Annotated in this window: 10 protein-coding genes; 6 read left to right on the top strand and 4 right to left on the bottom strand. The window is 72.4% G+C overall.

The window, feature by feature from the left end; all coding sequences use genetic code 11:
• Positions 1-44: 44 nt before the first annotated feature.
• Positions 45-1,751, bottom strand: coding sequence for a maltose alpha-D-glucosyltransferase (gene treS / locus ACZ5D2_RS05260; protein ID WP_266842375.1), 1,707 nt, complete (start codon positions 1,749-1,751; stop codon positions 45-47).
• On the bottom strand, positions 1,748-3,742 hold the full coding sequence (locus tag ACZ5D2_RS05255; protein ID WP_468927336.1) for an alpha-1,4-glucan--maltose-1-phosphate maltosyltransferase: 1,995 nt from the start codon (positions 3,740-3,742) through the stop codon (positions 1,748-1,750). The genes treS and ACZ5D2_RS05255 overlap by 4 nt, the downstream gene beginning before the upstream one ends.
• A gap of 335 nt (positions 3,743-4,077) precedes the next feature.
• Here ACZ5D2_RS05255 and ACZ5D2_RS05250 point away from each other — a divergent pair, with 335 nt between their 5' ends.
• The 4 genes from ACZ5D2_RS05250 (at position 4,078) to glgP (ending at position 8,899) form a co-directional block, all read left to right on the top strand.
• Positions 4,078-4,662, top strand: coding sequence for a GNAT family N-acetyltransferase (locus tag ACZ5D2_RS05250; protein ID WP_371676602.1), 585 nt, complete (start codon positions 4,078-4,080; stop codon positions 4,660-4,662).
• Positions 4,663-4,665: 3 nt separating this feature from the next.
• The gene (locus ACZ5D2_RS05245; protein ID WP_468927333.1) at positions 4,666-5,202 is read left to right on the top strand and encodes a hypothetical protein; all 537 of its coding nucleotides are present in this window, start codon (positions 4,666-4,668) and stop codon (positions 5,200-5,202) included.
• 45 nt (positions 5,203-5,247) lie between these two features.
• Positions 5,248-6,153: a hypothetical protein gene (locus tag ACZ5D2_RS05240; protein ID WP_468927330.1), complete on the top strand. Its 906-nt coding sequence runs from the start codon at positions 5,248-5,250 to the stop codon at positions 6,151-6,153.
• Positions 6,154-6,262: 109 nt separating this feature from the next.
• Positions 6,263-8,899, top strand: a complete 2,637-nt coding sequence (gene glgP, locus ACZ5D2_RS05235) for an alpha-glucan family phosphorylase (RefSeq protein ID WP_371676599.1) — start codon at positions 6,263-6,265, stop codon at positions 8,897-8,899.
• Between the two features lie 10 nt (positions 8,900-8,909).
• Here the strand turns inward: glgP and ACZ5D2_RS05230 are convergent, their stop codons facing one another.
• Positions 8,910-9,914 carry an Lrp/AsnC family transcriptional regulator gene (locus ACZ5D2_RS05230; RefSeq protein WP_468927326.1) on the bottom strand — a complete coding sequence of 335 codons (1,005 nt, stop codon included), beginning with the start codon at positions 9,912-9,914 and terminating at the stop codon, positions 8,910-8,912.
• 141 nt (positions 9,915-10,055) lie between these two features.
• On the opposite strand from ACZ5D2_RS05230, the gene ACZ5D2_RS05225 reads away from it, so the two are divergent.
• Positions 10,056-11,573: an MFS transporter gene (locus ACZ5D2_RS05225; protein WP_371676597.1), complete on the top strand. Its 1,518-nt coding sequence runs from the start codon at positions 10,056-10,058 to the stop codon at positions 11,571-11,573.
• A gap of 166 nt (positions 11,574-11,739) precedes the next feature.
• Positions 11,740-12,243 carry a hypothetical protein gene (locus ACZ5D2_RS05220; protein ID WP_371676596.1) on the top strand — a complete coding sequence of 168 codons (504 nt, stop codon included), beginning with the start codon at positions 11,740-11,742 and terminating at the stop codon, positions 12,241-12,243.
• A 189-nt stretch (positions 12,244-12,432) separates the two neighbouring features.
• Here ACZ5D2_RS05220 and ACZ5D2_RS05215 read toward each other — a convergent pair whose 3' ends face one another.
• Positions 12,433-14,706, bottom strand: coding sequence for a M4 family metallopeptidase (locus ACZ5D2_RS05215; RefSeq protein WP_371676595.1), 2,274 nt, complete (start codon positions 14,704-14,706; stop codon positions 12,433-12,435).
• Positions 14,707-14,895 lie beyond the last annotated feature (189 nt).

Below are 14,895 nucleotides of genomic sequence, written 5' to 3'. Positions count from 1 at the left end.
GGGCGATTGACCCAAATGAGTGCCCGCCCCGTACATCGGCCCCGTCAGTCGGCGCGCTGGTCGCTCCGCAGGCGGAACCAGTAGAAGCCGTGGCCCGCCAGGGTCAGCAGGTACGGCCACTCACCGATCGGCGGGAAGCGCACGTCACCCGTGAGCTCCACCGGGACCCGCCCGTTGAACGACCGCAGATCGAGCTCGGTGGGCTGCGCGAAGCGCGAGAAGTTGTGCACGCACAGCACCAGGTCGTCCCCGTACTCGCGCAGGAACGCGAGCACCGCCGGGTTCGACGACGGCAGTTCGGTGTACGAGCCGAGTCCGAAGGCCGGGTTCGCCTTGCGGATCTCGATCAGCCGCCGGGTCCAGTGCAGCAGTGAGGAGGGCGACGCCATGGCCGCCTCGACATTGGTGACCTGGTACCCGTGGACCGGGTCCATGATGACCGGCAGGTTCAGCCTGCCCGGATCGCAGGAGGAGAAACCGGCGTTGCGGTCCGGGGTCCACTGCATCGGGGTGCGGACCCCGTCGCGGTCGCCGAGCCAGATGTTGTCGCCCATGCCGATCTCGTCGCCGTAGTAGAGCACCGGCGAGCCGGGCAGCGACAGCAGCAGGGCCGTGAACAGCTCCATCTGGTTGCGGTCGTTGTCCAGGAGCGGGGCGAGCCGGCGCCGGATGCCGATGTTGGCCCGCATCCGCGGGTCCTTGGCGTACTCGGCGTACATGTAGTCGCGCTCTTCGTCCGTGACCATTTCGAGGGTGAGCTCGTCGTGGTTGCGCAGGAAGATGCCCCACTGGCAGCGGTCCGGGATCGCCGGGGTCTTGGCCAGGATTTCGGAGACGGGGTAGCGGGACTCTCTTCGGACCGCCATGAAGATGCGCGGCATGACGGGGAAGTGGAACGCCATGTGGCATTCGTCCCCGCCCTTCGCGTAGTCGCCGAAGTAGTCGACCACGTCCTCGGGCCACTGGTTGGCCTCGGCGAGCAGCACCGTGTCCGGGTAGTGCGCGTCGATCTCCGCCCGGACCCGCTTGAGGAGCCGGTGGGTGCGCGGCAGGTTCTCGCAGTTGGTGCCCTCCTCGGCGTACAGGTAGGGCACGGCGTCGAGGCGGAAGCCGTCGATGCCGAGGTCCAGCCAGAAGCGCAGGGCGGAGACGATCTCCTCCACCACCGCCGGGTTCTCGTAGTTGAGGTCCGGCTGGTGCGAGAAGAAGCGGTGCCAGTAGTACTGCTTGCGTACGGGGTCGTACGTCCAGTTCGAGGTTTCGGTGTCGACGAAGATGATGCGGGCGTCCTGGTACTGCTTGTCGTTGTCGGCCCACATGTAGTAGTCGCCGTACGGTCCGTCCGGGTCCTTGCGCGACTGCTGGAACCACTCGTGCTGGTCGCTCGTGTGGTTCATGACGAAGTCGATGATCACCCGCATGCCGCGGGTGTGGGCCGCGTCCACGAACTCCACGAAGTCGGCGAGGTCGCCGAACTCGGGCAGCACGGACGTGTAGTCGGAGACGTCGTAACCCCCGTCGCGCAGGGGCGAGGCGAAGAACGGCGGCAGCCACAGGCAGTCGACGCCGAGCCACTGGAGGTAGTCCAGCTTCGCGGTGAGCCCCTTGAGGTCACCCACGCCGTCGCCGTTGCTGTCGTGGAAGGAGCGGACGAGCACCTCGTAGAAGACCGCCCGCTTGAACCAGTCGGGATCGCGGTCCTTGGCGGGGGTGTCCTCGAAGGTGTCGTGGACGGGATCGTTGATCATCATGTGGTGGGTGACCCTCCGGTGGGCGGGGACGGTCGCAGGGCGGCCAGTACGTGCGCGGGCGTGCGGCCCGGTTCCAGGCGCACGTAGTTCGCCCTGCCCCAGTGGTAGGTCTCGCCGGTGAGCTCGTCGCGCACCGCGAGGGACCCGTGCCAGTCGAGGCCGAGTACCGGCATGTCCAACGAGACCGTCGCCTCCTGGGTGTGGTGCGGATCGAGGTTGACGACCACCAGTACGGAATTGGCTCCGGCATGCTTCGAAAAGGCGATCACCTGTTCGTTGTCGGTCGTGTGGAAGTGGATGTCGCGCAATTGCTGGAGGGCGGGGTTGCGCCGCCGCAGCCGGTTCAGGGTGGTGATCAGCGGGGCGATGGAGCGGCCCTCGCGTTCGGCGGCGGCCCAGTCGCGGGGCCTCAGCTCGTACTTCTCGGAGTCGCGGTACTCCTCGCTGCCCTCGCGCACCGGCTCGTTCTCGCAGAGCTCGTAGCCGGCGTAGACGCCCCAGGTGGGGGAGAGGGTGGCGGCGAGGACCGCCCGGACCTCGAAGGCCGGCCGACCGCCCTTCTGCAGGTACTCGTGCAGGATGTCGGGCGTGTTCACGAAGAAGTTCGGCCGCATCACGGAGGCCGAACGCGTGCCGGACAGCTCCGTCAGGTATTCGGTCAGCTCCGCCTTGGTGTTGCGCCAGGTGAAGTACGTGTACGACTGCTGGAAGCCCACCGCCGCGAGCGCGCGCATCATGGCGGGCCGGGTGAAGGCCTCCGCCAGGAAGATCACGTCGGGGTCGGACTTGTTGATGTCCGCGATCACCTTCTGCCAGAACACGACCGGCTTGGTGTGCGGATTGTCCACACGGAAGATCCGGACGCCGTGCTCCATCCAGTGCCGCAGGATCCGGACCGTCTCCGCGACGATGCCGGCCATGTCGGCGTCGAAGTGGATCGGGTAGATGTCCTGGTACTTCTTCGGCGGGTTCTCGGCGTAGGCGATCGTCCCGTCCGCGCGGTGGCGGAACCACTCCGGGTGCTTCTCCACCCACGGGTGGTCCGGGGAGCACTGGAGGGCGAAGTCGAGCGCGATCTCCATGCGCAGCTCGCGGGCGCGCGCGACGAAGGCGTCGAAGTCCTCGATGGTGCCGAGCTCGGGGTGGACGGCGTCGTGCCCGCCCTCCGTGGAGCCGATCGCCCACGGCACGCCCGGGTCCCAACTCCCCGCCGACAGCGTGTTGTTCGGGCCCTTGCGATAGGTGGACCCGATGGGGTGGACGGGGGGCAGGTAGACCACGTCGAAGCCCATGGCGGCGATGGCCGGCAGCCGCTCGGCGGCCGTCCGGAAGGTGCCGCTGACCGGAGCCTCGCCCGGCTCGACCACCGCGCCCTCCGAGCGCGGGAACATCTCGTACCAGGAACCGAAGAGGGCCCGCTTCCGTTCGACCTGCAGGGGCAGCGCCTTGGCCGCGGTGACCAGCTCGCGGTACGGGCGCTTCGCGAGCGCCGCGTCGACCGCCGGGGCGAGCGCGGCCGCGTAGCGCCGCTCCACCGGCCGGTCCTCGTCGCGCATCGCGTCGGCCGCCGCCAGTACGGCCTCGCGGCCGTCGCGCTTGGGGATCTTGGCCGCGGCGCGGGTGTACAGCTCCGCGCCTTCGAGCAGGGTCAGTCCGGTGTCGAGGCCCGCCGGGATCTTGATGGCGGCGTGGGCGCGCCAGGTGGCGACCGGATCGCTCCACGCCTCGACGGTGTAGGTCCACCTCCCCTCGATCTCGGCGGACACCCGGGCCCCCCACCGGTCGGTGCCGGGGGCCAGCTCGTTCAGGGGGACGGGCGGGCGCAGTCGCCCGCTGGGATCGCGCAGGACGACGTGCGCGGCAACGGCGTCGTGGCCCTCGCGGAACACGGTGGCGGAGATTTCGAAGACCTCGTCCACGACCGCCTTGGCGGGTCTGGCGCCGCAGTCGACGGCAGGGCGGACGTCCAGCACGGGAATGCGACCGATCATGATGGGATCACCTGGGGGCAGTTCGCAGGGCTCGGTGACAACAGGCCAGCCGCGATGGCGACTGGTAGTGCACGCTCTGTTCGCTCTGTTTCTAGCCGCTCGGAAGACGGCTGGGCTGCGGGCATGGCCGCTCCTGTCCGCGTTCACTCGGGTGGCGGGGAAAGGTTGTGGGCGGGTGCGCCGTGCGTGTACCGCGCGTACCCGCAGAGCCCTGCCCCACTCACACCCCGCCCAATCCGTGCCGTTGGTTAACTACTCGTACGTAGTGGCACGCGGAACTCCGGGGGATGGATCGACATCCGCCGAGGCTCCGTCAAGTCGGCGAGGAGCAGCCGTTGTACAGCGAGATATCCCCCGTCCCACCCGCCACCAGGGCCCCACAGCCGGTGTTCGCTCTGCCCTGCGGGATGGAGCTGCGGCCCTGGCGGGAGGCGGACGCCCCGGTCCTCGTGGAGGCTTACGGGGACCCCGGCATCCGGCACTGGAACCGGCCCGAACCGGAGTCCCCGGAGTCGGCCGTCGCCCGCGTCCGGCGGTGGGGTCTGCGCTGGGAGGCGGGGGAGGCCGCGGTGTGGGCGCTGGCCGACCCGGGACCGGCCCCGGCCGTCGGGCTCGTCGGCCTCGGCGACATCGATGTGAGCGGCGGCAGCGCGGAGTTCCTGTACTGGCTGCTGCCGCGCGGCCGCGGGCGCGGTGCGACGGTGCAGGGCGTACGGGCCGTCTCCCGGTGGGCCTTCGACGGCCTCGGCCTGCACCGGCTGCGGATCTGCCACTCGGTGGCCAACCCGGCCTCCTGCGCCGTCGCCGTCCGGGCGGGCTTCCCCCTGGAGGGCACGATGCGCGGCGCCCTCCACCACGCGGACGGCTGGCACGACGAGCACCTGCACGCCCGGCTGGCGACGGACCCGGAGACGGCGTAGCCGGTGGCCGCCCCCGCCCCCGTCCCCGCCGCCGGACCGCCGCCGCCCCTGTTCCCGTACGTCGGCCCGCCGGGCCCGGCCGCCCTCGCCCGCCCCGGGGTCCGCGGGCGCGCGGTGCGCGGCCCGCGGGACCTGGACCCCCTCCCCGGAGACCCGGGCGAGCCCTGCACCTACGTGGTCGACCGGGAGGGGGTCCTGCGGATCGCCCCCCGGCGCAGCGAGCACGTCGTCTGCGCGGGCGGCGAACCGGTACGGGCGGCCGGGGAGATGGGCTTCCTGCGGGGCGCCGCCGGGCCGTGGACGGTGGACGCGGTGAGCAACCTCTCCACCGGCTACTGCCCCGACCTGACGGCCTGGCGGGCCGTCGCCGCCGCCCTGGACCGGGCCGGGATCGGCCGCCCGGAGGGCTTCACCCACGCGGTGGTCTTCCGCCGGTGCGAGAGCTGCCGGGAGTGCAACGTCGTCCGGGAGGACTGGTACGTGTGCGCCCTGTGCGACGCCGACCTGCCACCCCGGTGGAACGTCGGCCGGGGGATCTGACGCCGGCGGTCCGCCGCGCCCCGCGCACGCGGGACAATGCCCGGCATGGGTCTGACGGAGCAGCTCGGACATCCCGACCCCCGGCAACGGGAGGCCGCCGCACGCCGGGTGGCGCAACGGGTGTGGGAGCCGGAGGCGGAGGAGGCGATCGGCGCGGCCCTCGTGCGGGCCGTCGGCGCCGAGACGGAACCCGGCGCGCTCGCGGCGCAGCTCGACGCGCTGCCCGCCGTCGAAGCGGGACTCACCGACGAGGGCCTGCACCGGCTCGGCCTGGTCCGCTCCGCCTCCCCGGTGCTGGCCCGGCTCCTCGCGCGGGCCGGCCGGCTCCAGATCTCCGCGCCCGTGCGACCGAGCGGCGCCGCCACCCTCGCCGTCGTGCGCTGCCTGCGCGGCGCCCCGCGCACCGGGCTGCGGCTGCGCACCCCGGACGGGGCGTGGACCGTACTGGAGCGCATCGAGCTCTACGGCCGGGCCGCCGACCGCCTCGACTCCGGGTACACCGGACGGGTGCTGCTCTCCGGGCCCGGGGCGCGCGGCCTGGGGGAGTGGGAGCGCCTCGACGCCGACCCCCGCCCGCGGGAGTGCGTACGCGGGCTGCGCGCGCCCGACCCCCGCGTCCGCGCCCTGGCCGCCGCCGGGGCCGCAGGGGCTGCCGGAGCTTCAGGAGCGGCCGGAGCGGCGGGCCCGGGAGGAGCCGCCGGAACCGGCGGGCCGGGCGCGGCCGCCGCGGACCCGGAGACGGGCCGGATGCTCTGCGCCGCCCTCGCCCGCGCCGCCGCCACCGAGCCCGACCCGTCCGCCCTGGAGTCCGAGCTCGCTGCCCTCCTGAGCCTGTCCCCGTTCCTCGGCCCCCCGGCCCTCGCGCTCCTCCACACCCTGGACGCCGCCACCCTCCCCGCCCGGCCCCGCACTTGCCTGGACGCCCTGCTGGGTCCGCACCGCACGGGCTGAGGCGGGATGGCCCGGGGCCGGAGCCGACGCTAGCCTTCCGGGGGCGTTGCGCGGGTGCACAGCGTGGTGCGGCCGCTCCTATCCGTCATCCCCTGCGAAGGTGGTACACGTGAAGGCCATCCGTCGATTCACCGTGCGCCCCGTCCTCCCCGAACCCCTGATGCCGCTCGCCGAACTCGCGCGCAACCTGCGCTGGTCGTGGCATACGGAAACCCGCGAACTCTTTCAATCCGTCGATCCCGAGGGCTGGCAGGCCGCCGGCGGCGACCCCGTCCGGCTGCTCGGGTCCGTGCCCGCCGCCCGGCTGGAGGAACTCGCCGCCGACCGGCGGTTCCTGCGGCGGCTCGCCGTCGCCGTGGCCGACCTCGACGACTACGTCCACGGCGGGAGGTGGTACCAGAGCCAGGAGAACACCGCCGAGCTCCCCGCCGCCATCGCCTACTTCTCCCCCGAGTTCGGGATCACCGCAGCGCTGCCGCAGTACTCGGGCGGCCTCGGGATCCTGGCCGGCGACCACCTGAAGGCCGCCAGCGACCTCGGCGTCCCCGTCATCGGTGTCGGGCTGCTGTACCGGCACGGCTACTTCCGCCAGTCCCTCTCCCGCGACGGCTGGCAGCAGGAGCACTATCCCGTCCTCGACCCCCACGAACTGCCCCTGACCCTGCTGCGCCACGAGGACACGACTCCCGCCCGGGTGTCGCTCACCCTGCCGGGCGGGCGGTCGTTGCACGCGCACATCTGGCAGGCCCGCGTCGGGCGGGTGCCGCTGCTGCTGCTCGACTCCGACGTCGAGGACAACGACGCCGCCGCCCGCGAGGTGACCGACCGGCTCTACGGCGGCGGCAGCGACCACCGCCTGCTCCAGGAGATGCTGCTCGGCATCGGCGGCGTCCGCGCCGTGCGCACCTACTGCGGGATCACCGGGCACGCCGCCCCGGAGGTCTTCCACACCAACGAGGGCCACGCCGGCTTCCTGGGCCTGGAGCGCATAAGGGAACTGGAAGGGGAGCAGGGGCTCGGCTTCGACGCCGCCGTCGAGGCGGTGCGCGCCGGGACCGTGTTCACCACGCACACCCCCGTGCCTGCGGGCATCGACCGCTTCGAGCGCTCCCTGCTCGCCCGGCACTTCGGCGAGGGCGGCGAGCTGCCCTCCGTACCGGTCGACCGGATCCTGGAGCTCGGGGCCGAGACCTTCCCGGGCGGCGACCCGGGGGTGTTCAACATGGCCGTCATGGGGCTGCGCCTGGCCCAGCGCGCCAACGGGGTCTCCACCCTCCACGGGGCGGTCAGCCGCGGCATGTTCGCCGGGCTCTGGCCTGGCTTCGACGCGGCCGACGTGCCCATCGCGTCCGTCACGAACGGGGTGCACGCCCCGACCTGGGTCGCCCCCGAGGTGATGCGGCTCGGCGCCCGCCAGATCGGGCCCGGCCGCACCGAGGACGCCCTCGCGGTCGGCGGTTCGCCGCGCTGGGACGCGGTCGCGCAGATCGCGGACCAGGACGTGTGGGACGTACGCCGGGCGCTGCGCGAGCAACTGGTGCAGGAGGTGCGCGACCGGCTGCGGGCCTCGTGGAAGCAGCGCGGGGCCGCCGACGCCGAACTGGGCTGGGTGGACTCCGTCCTCGACCCGGACGTGCTGACCATCGGGTTCGCCCGCCGGGTGCCCTCGTACAAACGGCTCACGCTGATGCTCCGCGATCCCGAGCGGCTGCGCCGGCTGCTCCTGGACCCGGACCGGCCCGTTCAGATCGTCGTCGCGGGCAAGGCGCACCCGGCCGATGACGGCGGGAAGCGGCTGGTGCAGGAACTGGTGCGCTTCTCCGACGACCCGCGGGTGCGCCACCGGATCGTGTTCCTGCCCGACTACGGCATGGCCATGGCCCAGAAGCTCTACCCGGGCTGCGACGTCTGGCTGAACAACCCGCTGCGGCCGCTGGAGGCCTGTGGCACCAGCGGGATGAAGGCGGCCCTCAACGGGTGCCTCAACCTCTCCGTCCTCGACGGATGGTGGGACGAGTGGTTCGAGCCCGACTTCGGCTGGGCGATCCCCACGGCCGACGGCCTCGGCACCGACGAGGACCGGCGCGACGACCTGGAGGCGGGCGCCCTCTACGAGTTGATCGAGAGCCGCGTCGCACCCCGGTTCTACGACCGCAACGGGCGGACCGGGCTGCCCGTGCGGTGGATCGAGATGGTCCGCCGCACCCTGGTGTCCCTGGGGCCGAAGGTGCTCGCAGGGCGGATGGTGCGGGAGTACGTGGAGCGTCTCTACGCCCCCGCCGCCCTCTCCCACCGGGCCCTGGACCCCGCCGCCGCGCGGGACCTCGCCTGGTGGAAGGGGCGCGTCCGGGCGGCCTGGCCGCGGGTGGCGGTCGAGCACGTGGAGGCGGTCGCCGCGGCGCCCGTCGGGGGCACCGCCGAGCTGGGCGCCACCCTCACCCTGCGGGTCCGGGTGGCGCTGGACTCGCTGGCACCCGATGACGTGGAGGTGCAGGCCGTCGCGGGCCGGGTCGACGCGCAGGACGTGATCCGGGACGCGCGGACCTTCCCGCTCAAGCCCGCAGCCGGCCCGGACCTGGAGGGCCGTTGGGTCTACGAGGGCCCGCTCGCCCTCGACCGCACGGGGCCCTTCGGCTACACCGTGAGGGTCCTGCCGAGCCACCCGCTGCTGGCGACGGCGGCCGAACTGGGACTGGTCGCCGCCCCGGTGGACGCCGAACCGATGGGCGGTGTGGTGCTGCGCTGACGCGGTGCCGTCAGGGGGCGGGCGGCGGGTCCACCAGCCGCTGCCCGTCCTCCACCAGCATCCCGGCCCGCTTCACGCTGCGCAGGATCGGGATCACCTCCACCTGGCCGACGCCGTCCACGGCGCCGATCCGCTCGGTCAGGTACGTGTAGAGCGCGTCGGTGTCCCGGCACACCACCACGGCCATCAGGGAGGCCGCCCCCGTCACGGCCGCGGCGAACGCCACCTCCCGGTGGCCCGCCAGCGCGTCGCCCACCTCCGCCAGCCGGGCCGGGGGGACGGTCAGCACCAAGGTGGCCTCCGCCTCGTTGCCGAAGAGCGACGGGACGAACTCCACGTCGAAGAAGATCGCCCCCAGATCGCGCAGCCGCTCCACCCGCCGCCGGGCGGTCGATTCCGACAGGCCGGTGGCGCGGGCCAGGTCCGGATACCCGGCGCGGCCGTCCCGGCCCAGCACCGAGAGCAGCGCCAGCTCCGTCTCGTCCAGGACGTACCGCTGCGGACCGGGCTCGACGGGGGGACGTTCCAGCGCGGCGATCTGGTCGGGCCGCAGCACGTCCACGCCCGGCCACGCGTCGGGCCCGCCGAAGAACTTCCGCAGGATGGTGTGGGCGCTGATGCCGGTCACCCGGCGGGTGCGCGGCAGCTTCTCCAGCAGCAGGGCGTCCCGGTCCTTGCGGGTCCGGGCCCGGGTCATGCAGTGGATCTCCGTACCGCCCGAGTTCAGGGTCACCCAGGCGATGTCCGGACGGCGGGCGAGCGCCTCCGCCACCGGGAGCGCGGCATCGGGGGCGCACTGCACCCGCAACCAGGACTCGAACAGGCCGACGCGGCTGCCCTGCGGCAGCCCGACGACCCGGACCAGGCCGTCGGTCCGCAGGCGGCGGTAGCGGCGTACGACCGTCTGGTCGGAGACCTCCAGCACCTCCGCGATCCGGTTGAAGGGGGCCCGGCCGTCGATCACGAGGGCCTGCACCAGGGACCGGTCGAGGGCGTCCAGCTCCGCATCCTTCATGGTTTCCATCATCGCAGGCGCCCCCATGGGAGAAATCCGTCAGGGAGGGTCGGCCGGTGTGGGGGTGGGCGCCGGGCACTGAGACCTTGGGGGCACCGGGATCCACGCCTTTCCCGGGATCAGCGACCGAGGAGAACCCCCATGCGCAAATGGCTCCCCCTGACGGCCGTGTGCCTCGGGGCCTTCATGCTGCTGGTCGACGTCACGATCGTGACCGTCGCCCTGCCGGACATGGCCGAGGACATGAACACGGGCTTCGCCGGACTCCAGTGGGTGATGGACGTCTACGCCCTCGCCCTGGCCGCCCTGCTGCTCGGCGCGGGCTCGCTCGCCGACCGGATGGGACGCCGCCGCGTCTACCTCGGCGGGCTCGCGGTGTTCGCCGCCGCCTCCCTCGCCTGCGGTCTGGCGACCGGTCCGGGGGCCCTGATCGCCTTCCGCGCCGTCCAGGGACTCGGGGGCGCGGCGATGTTCGCCACCACCATGGCCCTCCTGAGCTCCGCCTACCAGGGCCGCGACCGCGGGATCGCCTTCGGTGTCTGGGGAGCCGTCAACGGCGCGGCGGCCGCGGCCGGGCCGATCGTCGGCGGGCTGCTGACCGAGCACTTCGGCTGGCGCTGGATCTTCTTCATCAACCTGCCCTTCTGCGCCCTGGCCGTCTACGTGACCGTCAAGGCGGTGGCCGAGTCCCGCAACCCGCGGGCCACGGGCCTGGACCTGCCGGGCATGGCCGCCTTCACGGCGGGCGCCGGGGCCCTGACCTACGCGCTGATCCGGGTCGGCGAGAACGGCTGGACCTCCGCCGCCACCCTCGGCCTGCTGGGGCTGGCCGCCGTCGCCTTCACCGCGTTCGTCCTCGTCGAACTGCGCAGCACCAAGCCGATGCTGGACCTATCGCTCTTCCGCAGCCCGAACTTCGTCGCCGTCATGACGGGCGGCATGCTGCTGTCCGGGGCCGCCTTCTCGTACCTGATGTACGTCTCCCTGTGGCTCCAGTCCGCCGAAGGCATGGGGCCGGTCCAGGCGGGTCTGGTGCTGGTGCCGATGAGCCTGGCCGCCTTCGTCGTCTCGGCGGTCGCCGGGCGGCTGCTGCACGCGGCGCCGCCGAGGCTGACCATCGCCGGCGGACTGCTGCTGATCGGCGCGGGGGCGCTGCTCCAGGCCTGGATGACGGACGCCGGCGACGGCTGGACGGCGCTGGTGCCGGGGCTGGTCCTGACCGGCATCGGCGTCGGGATGGCCACCCCTCAGCTGGCGGCCGTCGCGATGGCCTCGGTGGCGCCGGCCCGGGCCGGCATGGCGGGCGGCGCCCTGAACACGTCCCGGCAGCTGGGCAACGCCCTCGGGATCGCGGTGCTGGGCGCGGTGTTCCACGCCGGGCTGGTCTCCGGGCTCGGCGACCGGCCGCGCGCGACGGCCGACGTACTGGCCTCCGGCGGCGCGGGACGGCTGCTCGCCGAGGCCCCGGACGCGGCGCGGTGGGTGGAGGCCGCCTTCGCGAGCGGGCTGCGGGAGACGTTCCTGGCCTCGGGGGTGATGGGTCTGGCGGGCGCGCTGGCGGTGGCGCTGCTGATCCGCCGCCCGGCCGCCGACGCCCGGGTCCCGGCCCAGGCCTCCGCTCCGGCGTCGGCCGGCTCCGCCGGCCGGGCCTCCGTCTGAGGATGCGTCGTACGGGGTCGGCGGATGGCCCACGGGGCGCTCCGGGAGGGTGAACCTTCGAACGCGCTGCGCATGCCGAACCGTGTCGGCGGCCCGGTCGGCTCCTACGCTGCCCGCGGATGCCCACCGGACCGGCACCCCTGGAACCCGAGAAACGGACTCCTCCATGCGCCTTCGTACCACCGCCGCCGCCCTCCTCACTTCCCTCGCGCTCGTCGTCCCCACCGCCGGCCAGGCCCTCGCCTCCGGCCACGACCGCGACCACGACAGCCTCGGCACCCTCCACTACCGGTTCACCGACGGGGACGGTGAGGTCCGCAACGCCCAGATCCATCCCGCGGACAACGACACCTGCTACCGGCTGACCCACGCGCAGCGCCACCCGGCCTTCGCCGTGAAGAACGACACGGAGTCGACGGCGCTGCTCTTCGAGGACGGCAGCTGCGGCGGTGAGCCCCAGGAGGTCCTGGAGCCGGGCGAGCGGGCGCACGACCTGCGGGTCCGCTCGGTCTTCTTCAAGCCGTCCGACGAGCACCACGGCCGCCACGACGGCCGCGGCGAGCGGGACGACCGGGACGAGCGCGAGGACGAGGACCGCAGTGGCGGCCCGCGCCACGCCCAGCACCGGGCCGGCGGCCTCATGAACCGGGTCTTCCGCTCCGTCGGCTGACCCGCGCACCGGACGACCGGGCCCGGCACCCCGCGAAGGGTGCCGGGCCCGGTCGCGTCGTACGCCCTCAGCGGCGGCCGGCTCCCGCCGACGCGCCGCATGGAACAGGGCCGCCCGGGGAGGTCTCTCTCCCGGGCGGCCCCGTGATCTAGCGGTTCAGCTCTGGTTCACCGGCGCCCCTCGTGGGGGTCAGAAGGTGAGCTTCCAGCTGTCGATCTTGCCGGTGTCGATGGTGGCGAGGTCCGCGACACGGAGCTTCCAGACACCCTGGGCGACCTCGGAGGAGGCGTTCACGGTGAAGCTCTGGATGATGTTGTCCGCGCTGCCGCCGGTGCGGTTGCGCAGGTTGTAGACGGTGCCGTCGGGGGCGACCAGGTCGACCCGCAGGTCACCGACGTAGGTGTGCTTGATGTCCACGTCCACCTTGAGGGTGCTCGGGGCGTTGCCGGAGCGGGTCACGGTGATCGGGGACTCGACCGTCGCGTTGTCGTTGATCGCGTAGTCGTTGGTGTTCTCGAAGACGTTCTGCTGGGCGGTGCCGACCGTCCAGGTGAAGGACGCCGTACCGGTCTTGCTCGCCGAGTCGGTCACCGTGACGGTCACGTTGGACGTGCCCGCGGTGGTGGCCGTGCCCGAGATCAGGCCGGTGGAGGAGTTGATCGACAGGCCGGCCGGCAGGCCGGTCGCCGCGTAGCTCAGCGCACCCGGGTTGGTGCTGGTCGCCTGGACCTGAAGGCTCACAGCGGTGTTGATCTGGGTGGTCTGGTTGGCGATCGGGGTGACCGAGACGCCGGAGGGCGCCGGGCGGCTGCCGACGGCGATGCCGGCCCAGGCGTTGGCCACGTTGTTGTACGTGACCGAGTTGGCGCCGTACAGGTCGGCTGCGGCCTGGAGGGTCGCCGTACGGGCGGCCGCGTAGTTGGTGTTGGACTTGAAGTAGCCCACCGTCAGCGCGCGGAACCAGATCTTCGCGGCGGCGTCACGGCCGATCGCGGTGACCGGGAGGCCGTCCGAGGTCGGGGAGTCGTAGCTGACGCCGTTGATGACCTTGGCGCCGGAGCCCTCGGACATCAGGTAGAAGACGTGGTTGGCCGGGCCCGACGAGTAGTGCACGTCGAGGCCGCCGAGGCCGGAGTACCACGCGTCCTTGGACCCGCCGTCCTTGCTCGGCTTGTCCATGTAGCGCAGCGGCGTGCCGTCGCCGTTGATGTCGATCTTCTCGCCGACGAGGTAGTCACCGACGTCGTTGGCGTTGTTGGCGTTGAACTCGACGGCCGCCGCCATGATGTCGGAGGTCGCCTCGTTCAGGCCGCCGGGCTCACCGCTGTAGGTCATGTTGCCGGTGACCGAGGTGAGGCCGTGGGTCATCTCGTGCGCGGCCACGTCGATGGAGGTCAGCGGGTGGTTGTTGCCCGTGCCGTCACCGTAGGTCATGCAGAAGCAGCCGTCGTCCCAGAAGGCGTTGACGTACGCGTTGCCGTAGTGGACCCGGCTGTACGGGGCGACACCGTCGTTGCGCAGGCCGTTGCGGCCGTGCACGTTCTTGTAGTAGTCCCACGTCAGCTGCGCACCGTAGGCGGCGTCGGCGCCGGCGGTCTGACGGTTGGAGGGAAGACCGTTGCCCCAGGTGTCGGACGTGCTCGTGAAGAGCGTGCCGGTGCCGGAGCTGCCCCCGTTGAGGTCGTACGTCTTGTGTCCGCCGCGGGTCGCGTCGGTCAGCGTGTAGTTGCTTCCCGACTGCGAGGTGCCCAGGGTGACCTGGCCGCTGTACTCGGTGTTGCCGATGCCCTTTTCGATGGCCTGCCACTCGGTGATCTTCGCGCCGGTCTTGGCGTTGGTGACCACGTGCAGCTTGCTCGGGGTGACGCCGTCGCTCTGCAAGCCGCCGACGACGGTCTCGTAGGCGAGGACCGGGGCGCCTTCGGCGGCCCAGATCACCTTGCGGGCACCCTGCTCGGCCTTGGCGTCCTTGCCGCCGCTGGCCGACAGCGCGGCGAAGGCGGTGCCCTCGGCGGCCGACGGGGTCACGGTGGCGGAGGTGTCCGCGACCTTGATCTCGTGGTTGGTGGCCTTGGTGACGCTCTTGGTGACACCACCCTTGGCGTGGACCGTCAGGTCGCCGCCGAGGACGGGCAGACCGTTGTAGGTCCGCTCGTAGGTGGTGTGCGTGGTGCCGTCCGCGTCCTTGACCACATCGCGGACGACGAGCTTCTCGCCGCTGCCGAGACCGAGGGCCTTGGCGGCCTGCGCGGTGGTCGAGTTGGCGTCTGCCAGGAGCGTCGCACGCTCCGAAGCGCTGAGTACGAGATTGGCCGCGCCCGGATTGGGCTGGGCGACCTTGGCGGCCTGCGACGCGGTGGCGTCGGCGGTGGCGGTACCGGCCTGTATACCTACGGCGAGCAGGGCTGCCGCGGCTACGAACGCTCCGGCCGCAGTGGCACGCCTCTGGGGGGTGGAACTCAACGCAGACTCCTTCTGCAAGGGGGGTTCCGGATGGCTGGGTGGGCCTCCGGGCAGATCAGGGCTGGTGCGATGAACGGATCGAAGAGTGCCATCAGTTGGCTGTGATGTCAGGGCCGCGTCAAAAGTTTGGCCGGAAACAGTCCGTTGTCCGAAGAGACGTATCCGGTATCCGAACCATTCACCTTCGTG

The sequence above is a fragment of the Streptomyces sp. NPDC031479 genome, assembly GCF_055581065.1.
The sequence above is the reverse complement of the archived record's forward strand: the minus strand, read 5'-3'. Positions and strand labels throughout refer to the sequence as shown.